14 protein-coding genes are annotated in these 12,712 nt (G+C 65.8%); 4 read left to right on the top strand and 10 right to left on the bottom strand.

What is annotated here, in order from left to right; all coding sequences use genetic code 11:
* Window positions 1-85 precede the first annotated feature (85 nt).
* Window positions 86-595, bottom strand: coding sequence for a DUF3015 domain-containing protein (locus A9513_RS20785; protein WP_024764783.1), 510 nt, complete (start codon window positions 593-595; stop codon window positions 86-88).
* 179 nt (window positions 596-774) lie between these two features.
* On the opposite strand from A9513_RS20785, the gene A9513_RS20790 reads away from it, so the two are divergent.
* Window positions 775-1,143, top strand: a complete 369-nt coding sequence (locus A9513_RS20790; RefSeq protein WP_065085473.1) for a PilZ domain-containing protein — start codon at window positions 775-777, stop codon at window positions 1,141-1,143.
* A gap of 20 nt (window positions 1,144-1,163) precedes the next feature.
* Here the strand turns inward: A9513_RS20790 and radA are convergent, their stop codons facing one another.
* The 3 genes from radA to A9513_RS20805 form a co-directional block, all read right to left on the bottom strand.
* Window positions 1,164-2,540, bottom strand: coding sequence for a DNA repair protein RadA (radA, locus tag A9513_RS20795; protein WP_065085474.1), 1,377 nt, complete (start codon window positions 2,538-2,540; stop codon window positions 1,164-1,166).
* 54 nt (window positions 2,541-2,594) lie between these two features.
* On the bottom strand, window positions 2,595-2,837 hold the full coding sequence (locus tag A9513_RS20800; protein WP_024764780.1) for a hypothetical protein: 243 nt from the start codon (window positions 2,835-2,837) through the stop codon (window positions 2,595-2,597).
* 76 nt (window positions 2,838-2,913) lie between these two features.
* A complete protein-coding gene (locus tag A9513_RS20805; protein ID WP_024764779.1) occupies window positions 2,914-3,156 on the bottom strand; it encodes a YdcH family protein in 243 nt (80 codons plus the stop codon).
* 185 nt (window positions 3,157-3,341) lie between these two features.
* On the opposite strand from A9513_RS20805, the gene mscL reads away from it, so the two are divergent.
* Window positions 3,342-3,758 (top strand): large-conductance mechanosensitive channel protein MscL, encoded by a 417-nt coding sequence (gene mscL / locus A9513_RS20810; protein WP_024764778.1) that lies wholly within the window; start codon window positions 3,342-3,344, stop codon window positions 3,756-3,758.
* Window positions 3,759-3,782: 24 nt separating this feature from the next.
* Here the strand turns inward: mscL and A9513_RS20815 are convergent, their stop codons facing one another.
* The 3 genes from A9513_RS20815 to A9513_RS20825 all read right to left on the bottom strand — a co-directional run bounded on the left by A9513_RS20815 (window position 3,783) and on the right by A9513_RS20825 (window position 7,453).
* Window positions 3,783-5,333: a TerC family protein gene (locus tag A9513_RS20815; protein WP_065085475.1), complete on the bottom strand. Its 1,551-nt coding sequence runs from the start codon at window positions 5,331-5,333 to the stop codon at window positions 3,783-3,785.
* A 230-nt stretch (window positions 5,334-5,563) separates the two neighbouring features.
* A complete protein-coding gene (locus A9513_RS20820) occupies window positions 5,564-6,340 on the bottom strand; it encodes a ferredoxin--NADP reductase (protein WP_065085476.1) in 777 nt (258 codons plus the stop codon).
* Between the two features lie 120 nt (window positions 6,341-6,460).
* Window positions 6,461-7,453 (bottom strand): TRAP transporter substrate-binding protein, encoded by a 993-nt coding sequence (locus tag A9513_RS20825; RefSeq protein WP_065085477.1) that lies wholly within the window; start codon window positions 7,451-7,453, stop codon window positions 6,461-6,463.
* 343 nt (window positions 7,454-7,796) lie between these two features.
* Between A9513_RS20825 and A9513_RS20830 the strand changes: the two genes are divergently transcribed.
* Both A9513_RS20830 and A9513_RS20835 read left to right on the top strand, forming a co-directional pair.
* Complete coding sequence (locus A9513_RS20830) at window positions 7,797-8,921, top strand: class I SAM-dependent methyltransferase (protein ID WP_065085478.1); 1,125 nt, start codon at window positions 7,797-7,799, stop codon at window positions 8,919-8,921.
* A 65-nt stretch (window positions 8,922-8,986) separates the two neighbouring features.
* Window positions 8,987-9,850 (top strand): alpha/beta fold hydrolase, encoded by an 864-nt coding sequence (locus tag A9513_RS20835; RefSeq protein WP_065085479.1) that lies wholly within the window; start codon window positions 8,987-8,989, stop codon window positions 9,848-9,850.
* 112 nt (window positions 9,851-9,962) lie between these two features.
* Here A9513_RS20835 and A9513_RS20840 read toward each other — a convergent pair whose 3' ends face one another.
* Genes A9513_RS20840 through A9513_RS20850 form a run of 3 tightly spaced genes read right to left on the bottom strand, consistent with a single transcriptional unit; the run spans window position 9,963 to window position 12,712 of the window.
* Window positions 9,963-10,529 (bottom strand): NTP transferase domain-containing protein, encoded by a 567-nt coding sequence (locus A9513_RS20840; RefSeq protein WP_065085480.1) that lies wholly within the window; start codon window positions 10,527-10,529, stop codon window positions 9,963-9,965.
* Window positions 10,526-11,497 (bottom strand): XdhC family protein, encoded by a 972-nt coding sequence (locus A9513_RS20845; protein WP_065085481.1) that lies wholly within the window; start codon window positions 11,495-11,497, stop codon window positions 10,526-10,528. The genes A9513_RS20840 and A9513_RS20845 overlap by 4 nt, the downstream gene beginning before the upstream one ends.
* A gap of 3 nt (window positions 11,498-11,500) precedes the next feature.
* The gene (locus A9513_RS20850; RefSeq protein WP_065085482.1) at window positions 11,501-12,712 is read right to left on the bottom strand and encodes a cytochrome c; all 1,212 of its coding nucleotides are present in this window, start codon (window positions 12,710-12,712) and stop codon (window positions 11,501-11,503) included.

Consider the following 12,712-nt stretch of genomic DNA (forward strand, 5'->3'; position numbering starts at 1 on the left):
TGCCGGAGGTCAACGCGTTCCGACCCTGGAGTCAGGAAATGAAAAGACCCGCCGAAAGGCGGGCCTTGGGTGGTGCACGGAGGGATCAGGCCGGTTGCTTGGCGTACTGCGCCAGTACCTGATCGCGGCTCATCACCGCCAGGGTGTTGTTCAGCACCTGCTCGCCGGTGGCGTCCTTAGAAGCGAAGATCTCCCCGAAATGCTGCTGGGTGACTTGAGCGAAGTGCGCGCGATCCTGCACCGGGATGCCCAGCAGAACAGCGTAGGCATCCAGAGCCTCGCCATGTCCCTGCGCCATGTTCTCGGCGATGTTGTCGAGCATGCCGTTCATGGCGAAGATCGAGCGGCCGCCGTAGGTGATGCGCTGGCTGGCGTCGCAACCGTTGGTACCGGAAGTCAGGCCGAAGGTGGCGTTACCCGAGGTGCCGTTGGTGGTGGTGGCCAGCAGGTGCGGGAACAGGCCTCGTTGACCGTCGAAGACCATGTTGCCCCAGCCGCAGCCTTTGCCGCTCTGGCCGGCTTCGTCCGCGTGCGCTGCCAGGCTGGCAACGCTGATAACCCCAAAGATCAGACCCTTGATGAGTTTATTGTCCATGCTCTGCACTCCGCAGTTGTAGTGGTTAGACGCACATGGAGCTTTGGCGAGGGTCAGCTGACTGTCAAACCCGCGCGAGCAGCGTCTGACGGACGAAACGTCAGCAACCGGTGTACGACGCGTCAGTAAGGGCTTACGTCTATAGTGAGGCGAAGCAGAAACGGCCGGAGAGCCACGACATGACTGACGATCACGACGAGCGCCGGCGCTTCCAGCGCATCGCCTTCGACGCCGGCACCGAGATCAGCCAGGGCGACCTGCGCTGGAAGGTGACGCTGCTGGACCTGTCCCTCCAAGGGCTGCTGGTGCAACGTCCGGAGCACTGGAACATAGTCGCGCAAGAACCGGTGCAGGTGCGCATCTACCTGGGCTTCGACGTCAACGTCTATATGGAGGCCGCCCTCGCCTGGGAGCGTGAAGGCCTGCTGGGGTTCAACTGCCGGCACATCGACCTGGACTCCATCAGCCATCTGCGCCGCCTGGTGGAGCTGAACCTGGGGGACGAATCGCTGCTGGAGCGTGAGCTGATGTTGCTCAGCGAGCATTGAGCCGATCCTACAAAGAGCCTCTATTCGAACAACGCATCCAGCGCCTGCTCCAGGCGCGTTACGGCGATGACCTGCAGGCCGGGCGGTGACTCCTTGGGCGCGTTGCCCTTGGGCACGATGGCGCGCTTGAAGCCGTGCTTGGCGGCTTCCTTCAGACGCTCCTGACCACTGGGCACCGGGCGCACCTCGCCGGACAGGCCGACCTCGCCGAACACCAGCAACTGGTGATCCAGCGGCCGGTTGCGCAGGCTGGACATCACCGCCGCCATCAGCGCCAGGTCCGATGCGGTTTCCAGCACCTTCACCCCGCCGACCACGTTGAGGAATACGTCCTGGTCGTAAGTGGGGATACCGCCGTGGCGATGCAGGACCGCCAGCAGCATGGCCAGACGGTTCTGGTCCAGGCCCAGGGTCACCCGGCGCGGGTTGGCCAGGTGGCTGGTGTCGACCAGCGCCTGCACTTCCACCAGCATCGGCCGCGAACCTTCCCAGGTAGCCATGACCACGCTGCCCGGCACCGACTCCTGAGCACGGGTGAGGAAGATTGCCGACGGGTTGGAAACCTCCTTGAGTCCGCGGTCGGTCATGGCGAAAACACCCAACTCGTTCACCGCGCCAAAGCGGTTCTTCACCGCTCGCAGCAAGCGCAGGCGGCCATCGGATTCGCCCTCGAAATACAGCACGGTGTCGACCATGTGTTCCAGCACGCGCGGGCCCGCCAGCGAACCTTCCTTGGTGACGTGGCCGACCAGGAAGATTGCCGTGCCGCTCTGCTTGGCGAAGCGCACCAGCAGCGCCGCGCTCTCGCGCACCTGGGCGACGCCGCCGGGCGCGGATTGCAACTGCTCGGTGAAGATGGTCTGGATCGAGTCGATCACCATCACCTTGGGCTGCTCCTGGCGCGCCGTGGCGATGATGGTCTCGATGCAGGTCTCGGTCATGACCTTGAGCTTGTCTTCGGGCAGGCCCAGGCGGCGGGCGCGCATGGCGACCTGCTGCTGGGACTCCTCGCCGGTGACATAAAGCGCCGGCAGGCGCGTGGCGATGTTGCAGAGGGTTTGCAGAAGGATGGTGGACTTGCCGATACCGGGGTCGCCGCCGATCAGCACCACCGAGCCGTCGACCAGGCCGCCGCCCAGGGCACGGTCCAGTTCCGCCGAGGCGGTGGAGAAGCGCGGCATCTCCTCGACGCTGACTTCGGCGAGGGTCTTGATGTTGGCCTGCTGGCCAGCCCAACCGCCGCGGCCGGAGCTGTTGCCCGAGCCACCGGTGGGCGTGGTGTCGATGACGGCCTCGACCAGGGTGTTCCAGGCGCCGCAGTCAGGACATTGCCCGGCCCATTTGGGATAGGTGGCGCCGCACTCGGTGCAGCCGTACATGCGCTTGGCCTTGGCCATGGGCGGACTCCGTCAAAGACAAAGCCCGCATCATAGCCAATCGGGCCAGGCGCTTCAGCTCGCCAGGCGGCGGTACTGGCTTTCCATGTCGTGCTTGAGGCTTTCGCGGCGCATCAGCAGCGAAGCCAGCGTGCAGTCGGGGCGTTCTATGCCCTCCTCCACGCGGCCGATGCGCTGATCCAGCAATTCGTACTGCAACTTCATGCGCACCAGGCGCTCCTGGGCACGCAGGGCTTCGACATTACGCTTGCAGGGCTTGGTGACGGACTTGCCAGAGGACGAAATGACTTTACGCATGGCGGTGGCACCGGTTGGAAAAGGATGACAGGAGCCTACGCCTTGCTCCATCCAACACCCTTGACTCTGGTCAAGCTCAACCGGATCGCTTGAGCAGGTCGGCGATCTCGTCCTTCAGTGTCACGCGTTGCAGTTTGAGGGAGTTGAGAGCGAGATCGTCCATCGCTTCGCGGCCGTCCTCGATGTCGTAGATCTTCCTGTCCAGTTCCTCGTAGCTGGCGGCCATGCGGGTGAAATTGGCGTCTTTGCCGTGCAAGCGGGTCATCAGGGCCTTCTGCTCGGGAAATTCGCGGGACAGCGGATGATGTTCGAGCGGCATGGCGGGCCTCCTTTTGTGGATCCGTGGGCGTAGATGGGTTGCCCGGTAAGCCTAGACCAGGTTGTGAACCCGCCCAGCGCCGCCGGTCATACGGTGTGAATTGGACGCCACCGGGGTGCTCAGACGACGACAGGCCGCTAAACTGCGCCTGTCCCTCTCTATCTTGCGTAACAAGGAGTCAGTGCATGAGTCTGCTTAGCGAATTCAAGGCCTTCGCCGTCAAGGGCAACGTCGTCGACATGGCCGTCGGTATCATCATCGGCGCCGCGTTCGGCAAGATCGTCTCGTCCTTCGTCGGCGACGTGATCATGCCGCCCATCGGCCTGCTGATCGGAGGCGTGGACTTTTCCGACCTGGCGATCACGCTCAAGGCCGCCGAAGGCGACGTGCCCGCGGTGGTCCTGGCCTACGGCAAGTTCATTCAGACCTGCCTGGACTTCATCATCGTCGCCTTCGCCATCTTCATGGGCGTGAAGGCGATCAACCGCCTCAAGCGCGAAGAGGCCGTGGAGCCCAGCGTTCCGCCGGTGCCGACCCCCGAGGAAACCCTGCTGACCGAGATCCGCGACCTGCTCAAGCAGCAGAACAACCGCGCTCCCTGAGCAGATCGCTGACCATCAGCCGGGTCAGGCTGGCGGCGTCAGCAGCACGCGGCCTATGCGCCGCTCGCTGACGTCCGTCACTTCCAGGCGCCAGCCGCCCAGCTCCAGCGTGTCTCCCTTGGCCGGCAAGCGGCCAAGGTGCTTGAGCGCCAGCCCGCCGAGAGTCTGGTACTCCGCTGTCGGGCGCGCGTAGAAGCCGACCCGCTCGGCGAGCGCACTGAGCGTCACCGCACCGTCCACCCGGTAGCCAGCGGCATCGGGCTCGATATCAGTGCCGGAGACTTCGCTGGCATCGGGCAGCTCGCCGGCGATGGCCTCCAGTACGTCGGTCATGCTCAGCATGCCTTCGAAGCCGCCGAACTCGTTGACCACGAAGGCCAGGTGGGTCGAGGCCTCGCGCATCAGTTCCAGCGCGCCCAGCACGGTGCTGCTGTCCGGAAGGCTCAACGGCTCGCGCAACAGCGGCAGGATGTCCAGCTCTCGGCCCTGCAACAGGTCCGCGAACAGTTCCTTCTTGTGCACATAACCCAGCGGCTCGTCGATATTGCCTGCGCGGATCACCAGCAATCGGGAGTACGGCGACTCCAGCAGCGCGCGGCGGATGTCCTCCGGGCTGTCGGCGACGTCCACGCGGTGCATCCGCTGGCGGTCGATCATCACGGCTTTCACCGGGCGCTCGGCCAGGCCCAGCACGCCACTGATCATCACCCGCTCGCGGCGGTCGAACGGCGCCTCGCTGCCCTCCGCCGGGCCGACCAGGTCAGCGATCTCCTCGCCCACCTCGTCGGCATCCACCTTGCCACCCATCAGGCGCAGCACGGCGTGCGCGGTGCGCTGGCGCAGGCCGCGTTGCCCACGCTGGCTCTTCTGGCGCTTCCAGCGCACCAGTTGGTTGGCCATCTCGATCAGCAGGCTGAAGCCGATGGCGGCGTACAGGTAGCCTTTCGGGATGTGGAAGCCCAGGCCTTCGGCGGTCAGGCTGAAGCCGATCATCAGCAGGAAGCCCAGGCAGAGCATGATTACCGTCGGGTGCTCGTTGACGAAGCGGGTCAGCGGCTTGCTCGCGACCATCATCAGGCCGATGGAGAAGATGACCGCGATCATCATCACTTCCAGCTGGTCGACCATGCCCACGGCGGTGATCACCGCGTCGAGGGAGAACACCGCGTCCAGCACCACGATTTGCGCCACTACCGGCCAGAAGGCGGCATAGACGCGCTTGCCATTGGACGTGTGCACGCGGCCTTCCAGGCGCTCGTGCAGCTCCAGGGTCGCCTTGAACAACAGGAACAGGCCACCGAACAGCATGATCAGGTCACGGCCCGAGAAGCTCTTGCCGAATACTTCGATCAACGGCTCGGTGAGCGTGACCAGCCAGGAAATGCTCGCCAGCAGGCCCAGGCGCATCAGCAGCGCCAGCGACAGGCCGATCAGCCGCGCGCGGTCGCGCAGGTGCGGCGGCAGCTTGTCCGCGAGGATCGCGATGAAGACCAGGTTGTCGATGCCAAGCACCAGCTCGAGCAGGATCAGGGTGAGCAGGCCAAGCCAGGCCGTGGGGTCCATCAGCCATTCCATGTGGACTCACCTCGCTGGGTGCGCGCCATGGCAGGCCGGGAAGCAGCATCCGCGAGCGCGGGTGCCGGGGGAGGTTCGCCGATCACCGGCTCTACGGGGGTAGGCACCGGGGTCGGCTTCGTACTTTGACTGTCCATCGAGGTCCGAAAAAGGGGAAACGGACGCCTATCCTAAGGGCAAAGACGGGGCGCCCTCAGCGGACAATCTTTTCAAAATCTATCGAGCGACACTTACCAATAGTTTTCCACGGCGATCTGGCCGGGCTTGCGCGTCAGCGCCAGGCTCATGCCGCGGGCCTTCAGCACCGCACGGGTGTCCTCGATCATCTGCGGGTTGCCGCAGAGCATCACCCGCGAATGCTCAGGGGTGAGTTCCAGCCCGGCGGCGCGTTCCAGCTCGCCGTTCTCGATCAGCGTGGTGATCCGCGCATTCAGGCAGCCGGGCACCTGCTCGCGGGTGACCACCGGAATGAACTGCAGCTTGTGGATATGTTCGGCCAGGTGCTCCATCGCGCCGAAGCTGGCGATCAGGTCGCGGTAGGCCAGCTCCTTTTCCTCGCGGGCGCTGTAGACCAGCTTGATGGTCTCGAAGCGCTCCCACACCTCGAAGTCCTGCAGGATCGACAGGAACGGCGCCAGGCCGGTGCCGGTGGACAGCAGCCACAGGTCGCGACCATCGGGGAAGCGATCGAGGGTGAGGAAACCGAAAGCCTGGCGATCCACCAGCAACTGGTCGCCGACGCACAAGCGGCTGAGCTCGCTGGTGAATTCGCCGCCGGGAACGACGATGGAGAAAAACTCGAGGAAGTCGTCGTGGGGAGCCGAGACCATCGAATAGGCGCGCCAGACGATGCTGCCGCCGGGCTTGTACACGCCCAGGCGGGCGAACTGCCCGGCGCGGAAGCGGTAGCCGCTGTCGCGGGTGGTGCGCAGGGTGAACAGGCTCGGGGTGAGCGTCTGCACCTCCACCAGGGTCTGGCGGGTGAACTTCTCTTCGCTGGCGGTCATCGTCCGCTCCTTTGCAGGCAACGGCCCATTTTCCCGTATTCAGGGCGATAGAAACACCCGCAAGGCTTGTGGCTATCCGGGGAGATCGCCACAAGCCTGCTCCAGATCACTGCCAGGGGATCAGTGCTTGCGGTTTACCACCTGGGCGGCGCGCAGCACGTCGGTGCCGATCTCCCCTTCGAACTGCTTCCACAACGGCTGCATGGCGGTGCGCCAGGCATCACGCTCGGCCGGCGTCAGGGCGATGATGCGCGCCTTGCCGTTGGCCACCACATGGTCACGTTCCTTCTGGTTCAGCGCCTCGGCGTCCTTGTTCACCTCGACGGTGACCTCTTCGACGATGCTCTCAAGTTGGGTGCGCACCGGGTACGGCATGCTGTTCCAGAACTTCTGGTTGCTGATCACCATGTAGCTGAGCACACCGTGGTTGGTCTCGGTGATGAACGGCTGCGCGGTATCCAGCTTCTGGCTGCCGATGTTCGACCAGGTGTTCTCGGTGCCCTGCACCTTGCCGTCCTGCAGCGCCTTGAGGGTCTCGGCGAAGGGCATCTTCACCGCCGTGGCATCGAGCAGGCCGAACTGCGCGTTGATCACCGAGGACGGCTGGATGCGGAAGGCCAGGCCCTTGGCATCGGCCGGCGCGCGCAGCTCGCGGTTGGCGGAAAGCTGCTTCATGCCGTTGTTCCAGTAGCCCAGGCCGTAGATGCCCGAGCGCGCCATGGAGTGCAGCAGCTCACGGCTCTTGTCGCGCTTCTGGAAGCGCTTCACCGCCTCCAGGTCATCGAACAGGAACGGCAGGTCGAAGACCTCCAGCTGCTTGGTGTAGCCCTCGAACTTCGACAGCGATGGCGCCAGCATCTGCACCTTGCCGTCCTGCAGCGCCTGCAGTTCGTCGGCATCGCCGAACAGCGTGGAGTTGGGGAATACCTCGACCTTCACCTGGCCGGCCAGGCGCTCCTCCACCAGCTTCTTGAACAGCAGCGCGCCACGGCCCTTGGGCGTGTCGTCGGCGACGACGTGGGAGAACTTGATCACGATGGGCGCATCGGCGAAGGCCGCTTGAGCCACGAGGAAAAGGGCGGACAGGGCCACCCCGAGCAATGACTTGTACATCGACATCCTTATGCAATGGCAATAGCCCGGCGCGCGAACGAGCGTCGCGTGTCGAGGATTCGTGAAGACTTGGAGTGGTGGCCGTCGGTCGGCGGAGCGCAGCTCCGGGATCGGGCCCTACCGGGTCGCCTGGAGCGCCCGGTTATTATTGGGAGGCCGCCGCGCAGCGATGCAAAGACGACAGCGGGCGGATAGGTCATAATTTTTCGGTATAACGCCGCCCCGCACAAGCGGATGATGGCCGACTGCTTCGCAGTTTGATGACAATCTCATTGCAATCAGCCTCGTCTCATTGCGACTTCCAGCTCCAGCTGTTCCCAGCCCTACTTCGTTCGAGAGTCCCATGCCCGTCCTCGCCAGCCCCTTCGCCCAGCTCGACCTGGTCCGCCACCCCGAACAGCGCGAAGACCCGCTGCAGGCCTTCGATGCGGCGGACGAATACCTGCTCGCGCACCTCCACGAACAGGGCGTTGGCGTGGATAGCCGGGTGCTGGTGCTCAACGACAGTTTCGGCGCACTCGCCGCCAGCCTCGCGCCCCATGTGCGTCTGACCAGCAGCGGCGATTCACACCTGGGCTTCATCGCCCTGCAGCGCAACCTGGAACGCAACGGCCTGACCGACGCCCCGCTGACCTTCGTGCCCGCCAGCGAAACGCCGCAGGGCCCGTTCGACCAGGTGCTGGTGCGCGTGCCCAAGACCCTGGCGCTGCTGGAGGAACAACTGATCCGCCTGCACGGCCAGCTCGCGCCGGGCGCCAAGGTGGTCGCCGCCGGCATGATCAAGCACCTGCCGCGCGCCGCCGGTGATCTGCTGGAGAAGTACATCGGCCCGATGCAGGCCTCGCTGGCGGTGAAGAAAGCCCGCCTGCTGGTCGCGACCGCCGAACCACGCCCGGCCCCCGCGTCGCCCTACCCCACGCGCTACCGCCTGGACAAACCGGCACTCACGCTGGTCAACCACGCCAACGTGTTCTGCCGCGACGGCCTGGACATCGGCACCCGCGCCTTCCTCCCGCACCTGCCGCAGACCCACCACACCGTGCGCGCAGCGGACCTGGGCTGCGGCAACGGCGTGCTGGGCATTGCCTTCGCCCGGCTCAATCCGCAGGCCGAGCTGACCCTGGTGGATGAGTCCTACATGGCCGTGCAGTCGGCCCGCGAGAACTGGCAAACGGCCCTCGGCGACCGACCTGTGGATATCCATCCCGACGATGGCCTGGCCAGCCAACCTGCCGACTCGCTGGATCTGGTGCTGTGCAACCCGCCCTTCCACCAGCAGCAAGTAGTCGGCGACTTCCTCGCCTGGCGCATGTTCCAGCAGGCCCGCGCGGCGCTCGTGACGGGTGGCGAGCTGTGGATCGTCGGCAACCGTCACCTGGGCTACCACGCCAAGCTCAAGCGCCTGTTCCGCGGCGTGGAGCAGGTGGCGGCAAATCCGAAATTCGTGGTGCTGAAAGCGACCAAATAAGCGACTGGCATTGCTCCGGCCCGCGCGCCGGAGCAGCATGGATCGCCTTCGCCAGGACGCACGCCATGACCGCACAAGAGCCCTCCCCCTCTACACCGGAACTGATCCGCAGCGCCGACGGCGTCAACCTGGCGCTGCGCCTCGTGGGCCCTGCGGATGGCGTGCCCGTCGTGCTGACCCACGGCACCTTTTCCAACCATCGAAGTTGCCAGGGGCTGGCCAACTACCTCGCCGGACAAGGGTTCGCCTGCTGGCTGTTCGAATGGCGCGGACATGGCGACAGTGAGCGCAACGGTTTTATCCACAGCTTCGATGATGTCGCCGAGCAGGACGTGCCGGCGATTCTCGATGCGGTGAGCCTGCGCAGCGGGCAAACGGCGCTGCACTGGATCGGCCATTCCGGCGGCGGGCTGATCGTCTCGATGTGGGCGGCGCGCCATCCCGAACTGGCGCAGCGGCGGCTGCGCTCGATGGTGCTGATCGGCTCCCAGGCCACGGCGGCCGGGGCCAGTCTTTCTCATCGGCTGGCCGTGCTCGGCTACGACTGGCTGCTGCGCTGGCGGCGCGTCGCGCCGAGCCGGGCGAAGAGCGTCGGGCCGGAGGCAGAGAGCGCACGGCTGATGCGCCAGTGGTGCCAGTGGAACCTGCGGCGGCGCTTCGACTCGCTGGCGGGGTTCGACTATCTGGCGGGACTGGCGAACGTCGATTTACCGGTGCTGGGCGTGGCAGGCAGCGGCGATACCTTCATCGCTCCGGTTGCCGGGTGCGAGGCCCTGGTGGAAGCGTTCGGCGGCAACGACGCGAAGCTGGAGCTGTTCGGCCTGGCGACCGGCGCGAAAGAGGATTACAGCCATAACCGACTGCTGCTGTCACGCAATGCCAGCCAGGAAATCTGGCCGCGTATCGCGCAGTGGCTGGAACAGCGCTGAAACCGCGAGATTCGGTGCTGCCGGGACTCGCGAGCAAGCTCGCTCCTACAGGAGAACTCCAGCGCCACCTTGCAGGAATGAGGGGGACGCCCAGTCCTTGCTCGCGAACCCTTCAGGAGCGCAGGACTTCCGGCGTGTCTACGTCTCGCAAGACACCCGCGTCTTTCACTTCGACGACGACGCAACTGTCACGATGCGCCTGCACCACCGCGCGGGCGCCTTCATCGCCAGTGAGCTGCGTCAGTTCCGGCCAGAAGTCACGACCGAACAGCACGGGGTGGCCACGCTGGCCATCGTGAAGCGGAAAGAGAATGGTCGAGGCACCGGCCGCATCGGCCAGCGCACGCAGGGTTTCCGGTGCGATCCACGGCATGTCGCCAAGCAGGATGGCCACGGCCTGGGCGTCGGAGTCCAGCAATGAGGCTGCACCCGCGGCGAGGCTGTGCCCCATGCCAAGCGCTGCGTCCGGGCTGTGGATGACGCGGCAGCCGGCTGGCAGGCCGAAGGCATCCGCCTGCTCGCCAGCACGCAGCACCACCCGCACGTCGTCGAACACGGCCTGGGCCCGCTCGACGCTCTGCGCGAGCAGGCTGCGCCCATCCGGAAGAACCGCGCGGCGCTTGTCCGCGCCGAAGCGCGAGCCCTGGCCGGCGGCCAGGACCAGCGCCACCACCGTCACAGCGCCTCGCGGGCAATGCCGCTGCGCGTGCGCAGGATGTCGGCGAGCACGGCCAGGGCGATTTCCGCCGGGGTCTTGCTACCCAGATTGAGGCCGATGGGCGCGTGCACGCGCGCCAGCTCCGTCTCGTTCAGGCCACCGATGCGGTGCAGGCGTTCGCGGCGTTTGTCGGAAGTGGTGCGCGAACCCATGACGCCAATGTAGAACGCTTCGGTGCGCACCGCCTCGAGCATCGCCAGGTCGTCGATCTTCGGATCGTGGGTCAGCGCCACCACGGCGGTGTCCGCGTGGCAGCCGCCGTTGGCGATGAAGATCGACGGCAGCTCGCGGCGGATTTCGATGCCGTCCAGCACCACGCCATCGAGCGCCTCTTCGCGGGGATCACAGAGGATCACTTCGAAGCCCAGGCCCTTGCCGAACTCCGCGCAGAAATGCGCGACGCTGGAATAACCGGCCAGCAGCAGACGCTGTGCCGCACCCACGCGCAAGCGAACACTGGCTTCGTCCCGCTCCACGCGCGGGCCGTGCTCATGGTCGTCACTCAGACGGCGGCTGCCGTCCTGCAGGTTCACTTCGCGCAGCAGGCGACGCTGGCCGAGCAGCGCCGACTCCAGCTCGCGCAGGTGGGCCTGCACGTCGCAATCGGGCGCGAGGTTTTCCACCAGGACGTCGAGGATGCCGCCGCAGGGCAGGCGGATATTCGTGCGGGTATCGGTGCCGTCACCATAGCGCACGACGACTACCGGCTCGCTGAACTCGCCTTCGGCGACGCGTTCGAGAAAGTTATCCTCGACGCAGCCGCCGGACAGCGAACCCACCCACTGGCCGCTGGCGTTGACCGCCAGCAACGAGCCCGGCGCGCGGGGCGCCGAGCCATAGGTGAAGAGCACGCTGCACAGCCACACGCGCTGGCCGGCGTTGGACCACTGGAGCGCCTGCCGGACCACTTGCAGATCGAGATGCTGCACGACTCACTCCGCTTTGAGTTGAGCGATCTGTTGTACGCCCATGTCGCCCGGCAGGCCACCCCAGGCCTGGCGCAGGTAGTTGATCAGGTCCGTGAGTTGCTCGTCACTGAGCTTGTCGGCAAAGCCCGGCATCGGCTGCATGCGCTCGAAACCGGTGAACTGCTGCTCGCGGATGCCTTCGACGATGACCTTGGCCAGGTTGCGCGAATCGGCCAGGCGCAGGGTGGTGTTGCCCTGCATGGCCACGGCAATGTGCGGCTTGCCCTCGCCATCGTTGCCGTGACAGCCGGCGCAGACGTTGAGGTACTGCTGGCGGCCGCGCTTGGCGCTGTCGCTGAGCTGATCCTCGGCCACCGCCTGGACCACCTTGGCCTGCGGCGGCTGTTCGCCGAGCAGGTAGGTCGACATGGCGGCGAGGTCCTCGTCACCCAGGTGCTGGGTGCTCAGGTGCATCACCGGGAACATCTCGTTGAACATGCTGCCTTGCGGGCTCATGCCGTGCTTGAGGAAGCCGGTCAGGTCGGCGCTGGTCCAGCCGCGCTCGGCCAGGTCCTGGGCCAGCAGGCTCGGAGCGCTGTAGCCGTTGAGCAGGCCGCCGGTCAGGCGCTTGTCCTGCTCCAGGGCGCCGATCTGGTTGCGCGGGGTGTGGCACTCGCCGCAGTGGCCGAGCACTTCCACCAGGTACTGGCCGCGCTTGTAGGGCTCGCTCTTGCCCTCGGTGTTTTCCAGCTGGACGCTCTTGCCGTAGAGCATGTTCCAGCCACTCAGGCCCATCCGTACGTTGAACGGGAAGCTCAGGCTGGTTTGCGGCGCGGCACGGTGCACCGGCGTCTGGCTCATCAGGTAGGCGTAGAGGGCATCGCTGTCCTCGCGCTTGATGAGGTGGTACGAGGTGTAGGGCATGGCCGGATAGAGGTTGGCGCCGTCCTTGCGCTTGCCCTCGGTGAGGGCGGCGAAGAAGTCGTCGGCGCTGTAGTTGCCGATGCCGAAGTCCTTGTCCGGGGTGATGTTGCTGCCATAGATGGTGCCGAACGGCGAGTGGATCGGCAGGCCGCCGGCGAACGGCGCGCCGCCCTCGGCGGTGTGGCAGGCCATGCAGTCGGCAGCGCGGGAGACGTACTCGCCGCGCTTGATCAGCTCCTGGTCAGCGGCTTGTGCGCTGAGCGCTAGACCAAGGCCAATGGCCAGCGCGAGGCCGGAAAGAATGCGCTGCAT

The sequence above is a fragment of the Pseudomonas sp. AU12215 genome (assembly GCF_001675465.2).
Lineage (GTDB): Bacteria > Pseudomonadota > Gammaproteobacteria > Pseudomonadales > Pseudomonadaceae > Pseudomonas > Pseudomonas nitroreducens.

Excerpts from the sequence above, each read along its gene's own strand:
- A9513_RS20785 (WP_024764783.1), bottom strand. The coding sequence starts at position 595 with ATGGACAATAAACTCATCAAGGGTCTGATCTTTGGGGTTATCAGCGTT.
- A9513_RS20790 (WP_065085473.1), top strand. The coding sequence starts at position 775 with ATGACTGACGATCACGACGAGCGCCGGCGCTTCCAGCGCATCGCCTTC.
- radA (WP_065085474.1), bottom strand. The coding sequence starts at position 2,540 with ATGGCCAAGGCCAAGCGCATGTACGGCTGCACCGAGTGCGGCGCCACC.
- A9513_RS20800 (WP_024764780.1), bottom strand. The coding sequence starts at position 2,837 with ATGCGTAAAGTCATTTCGTCCTCTGGCAAGTCCGTCACCAAGCCCTGC.
- A9513_RS20805 (WP_024764779.1), bottom strand. The coding sequence starts at position 3,156 with ATGCCGCTCGAACATCATCCGCTGTCCCGCGAATTTCCCGAGCAGAAG.
- mscL (WP_024764778.1), top strand. The coding sequence starts at position 3,342 with ATGAGTCTGCTTAGCGAATTCAAGGCCTTCGCCGTCAAGGGCAACGTC.
- A9513_RS20815 (WP_065085475.1), bottom strand. The coding sequence starts at position 5,333 with ATGGAATGGCTGATGGACCCCACGGCCTGGCTTGGCCTGCTCACCCTG.
- A9513_RS20820 (WP_065085476.1), bottom strand. The coding sequence starts at position 6,340 with ATGACCGCCAGCGAAGAGAAGTTCACCCGCCAGACCCTGGTGGAGGTG.
- A9513_RS20825 (WP_065085477.1), bottom strand. The coding sequence starts at position 7,453 with ATGTACAAGTCATTGCTCGGGGTGGCCCTGTCCGCCCTTTTCCTCGTG.
- A9513_RS20830 (WP_065085478.1), top strand. The coding sequence starts at position 7,797 with ATGCCCGTCCTCGCCAGCCCCTTCGCCCAGCTCGACCTGGTCCGCCAC.
- A9513_RS20835 (WP_065085479.1), top strand. The coding sequence starts at position 8,987 with ATGACCGCACAAGAGCCCTCCCCCTCTACACCGGAACTGATCCGCAGC.
- A9513_RS20850 (WP_065085482.1), bottom strand. The coding sequence starts at position 12,712 with ATGCAGCGCATTCTTTCCGGCCTCGCGCTGGCCATTGGCCTTGGTCTA.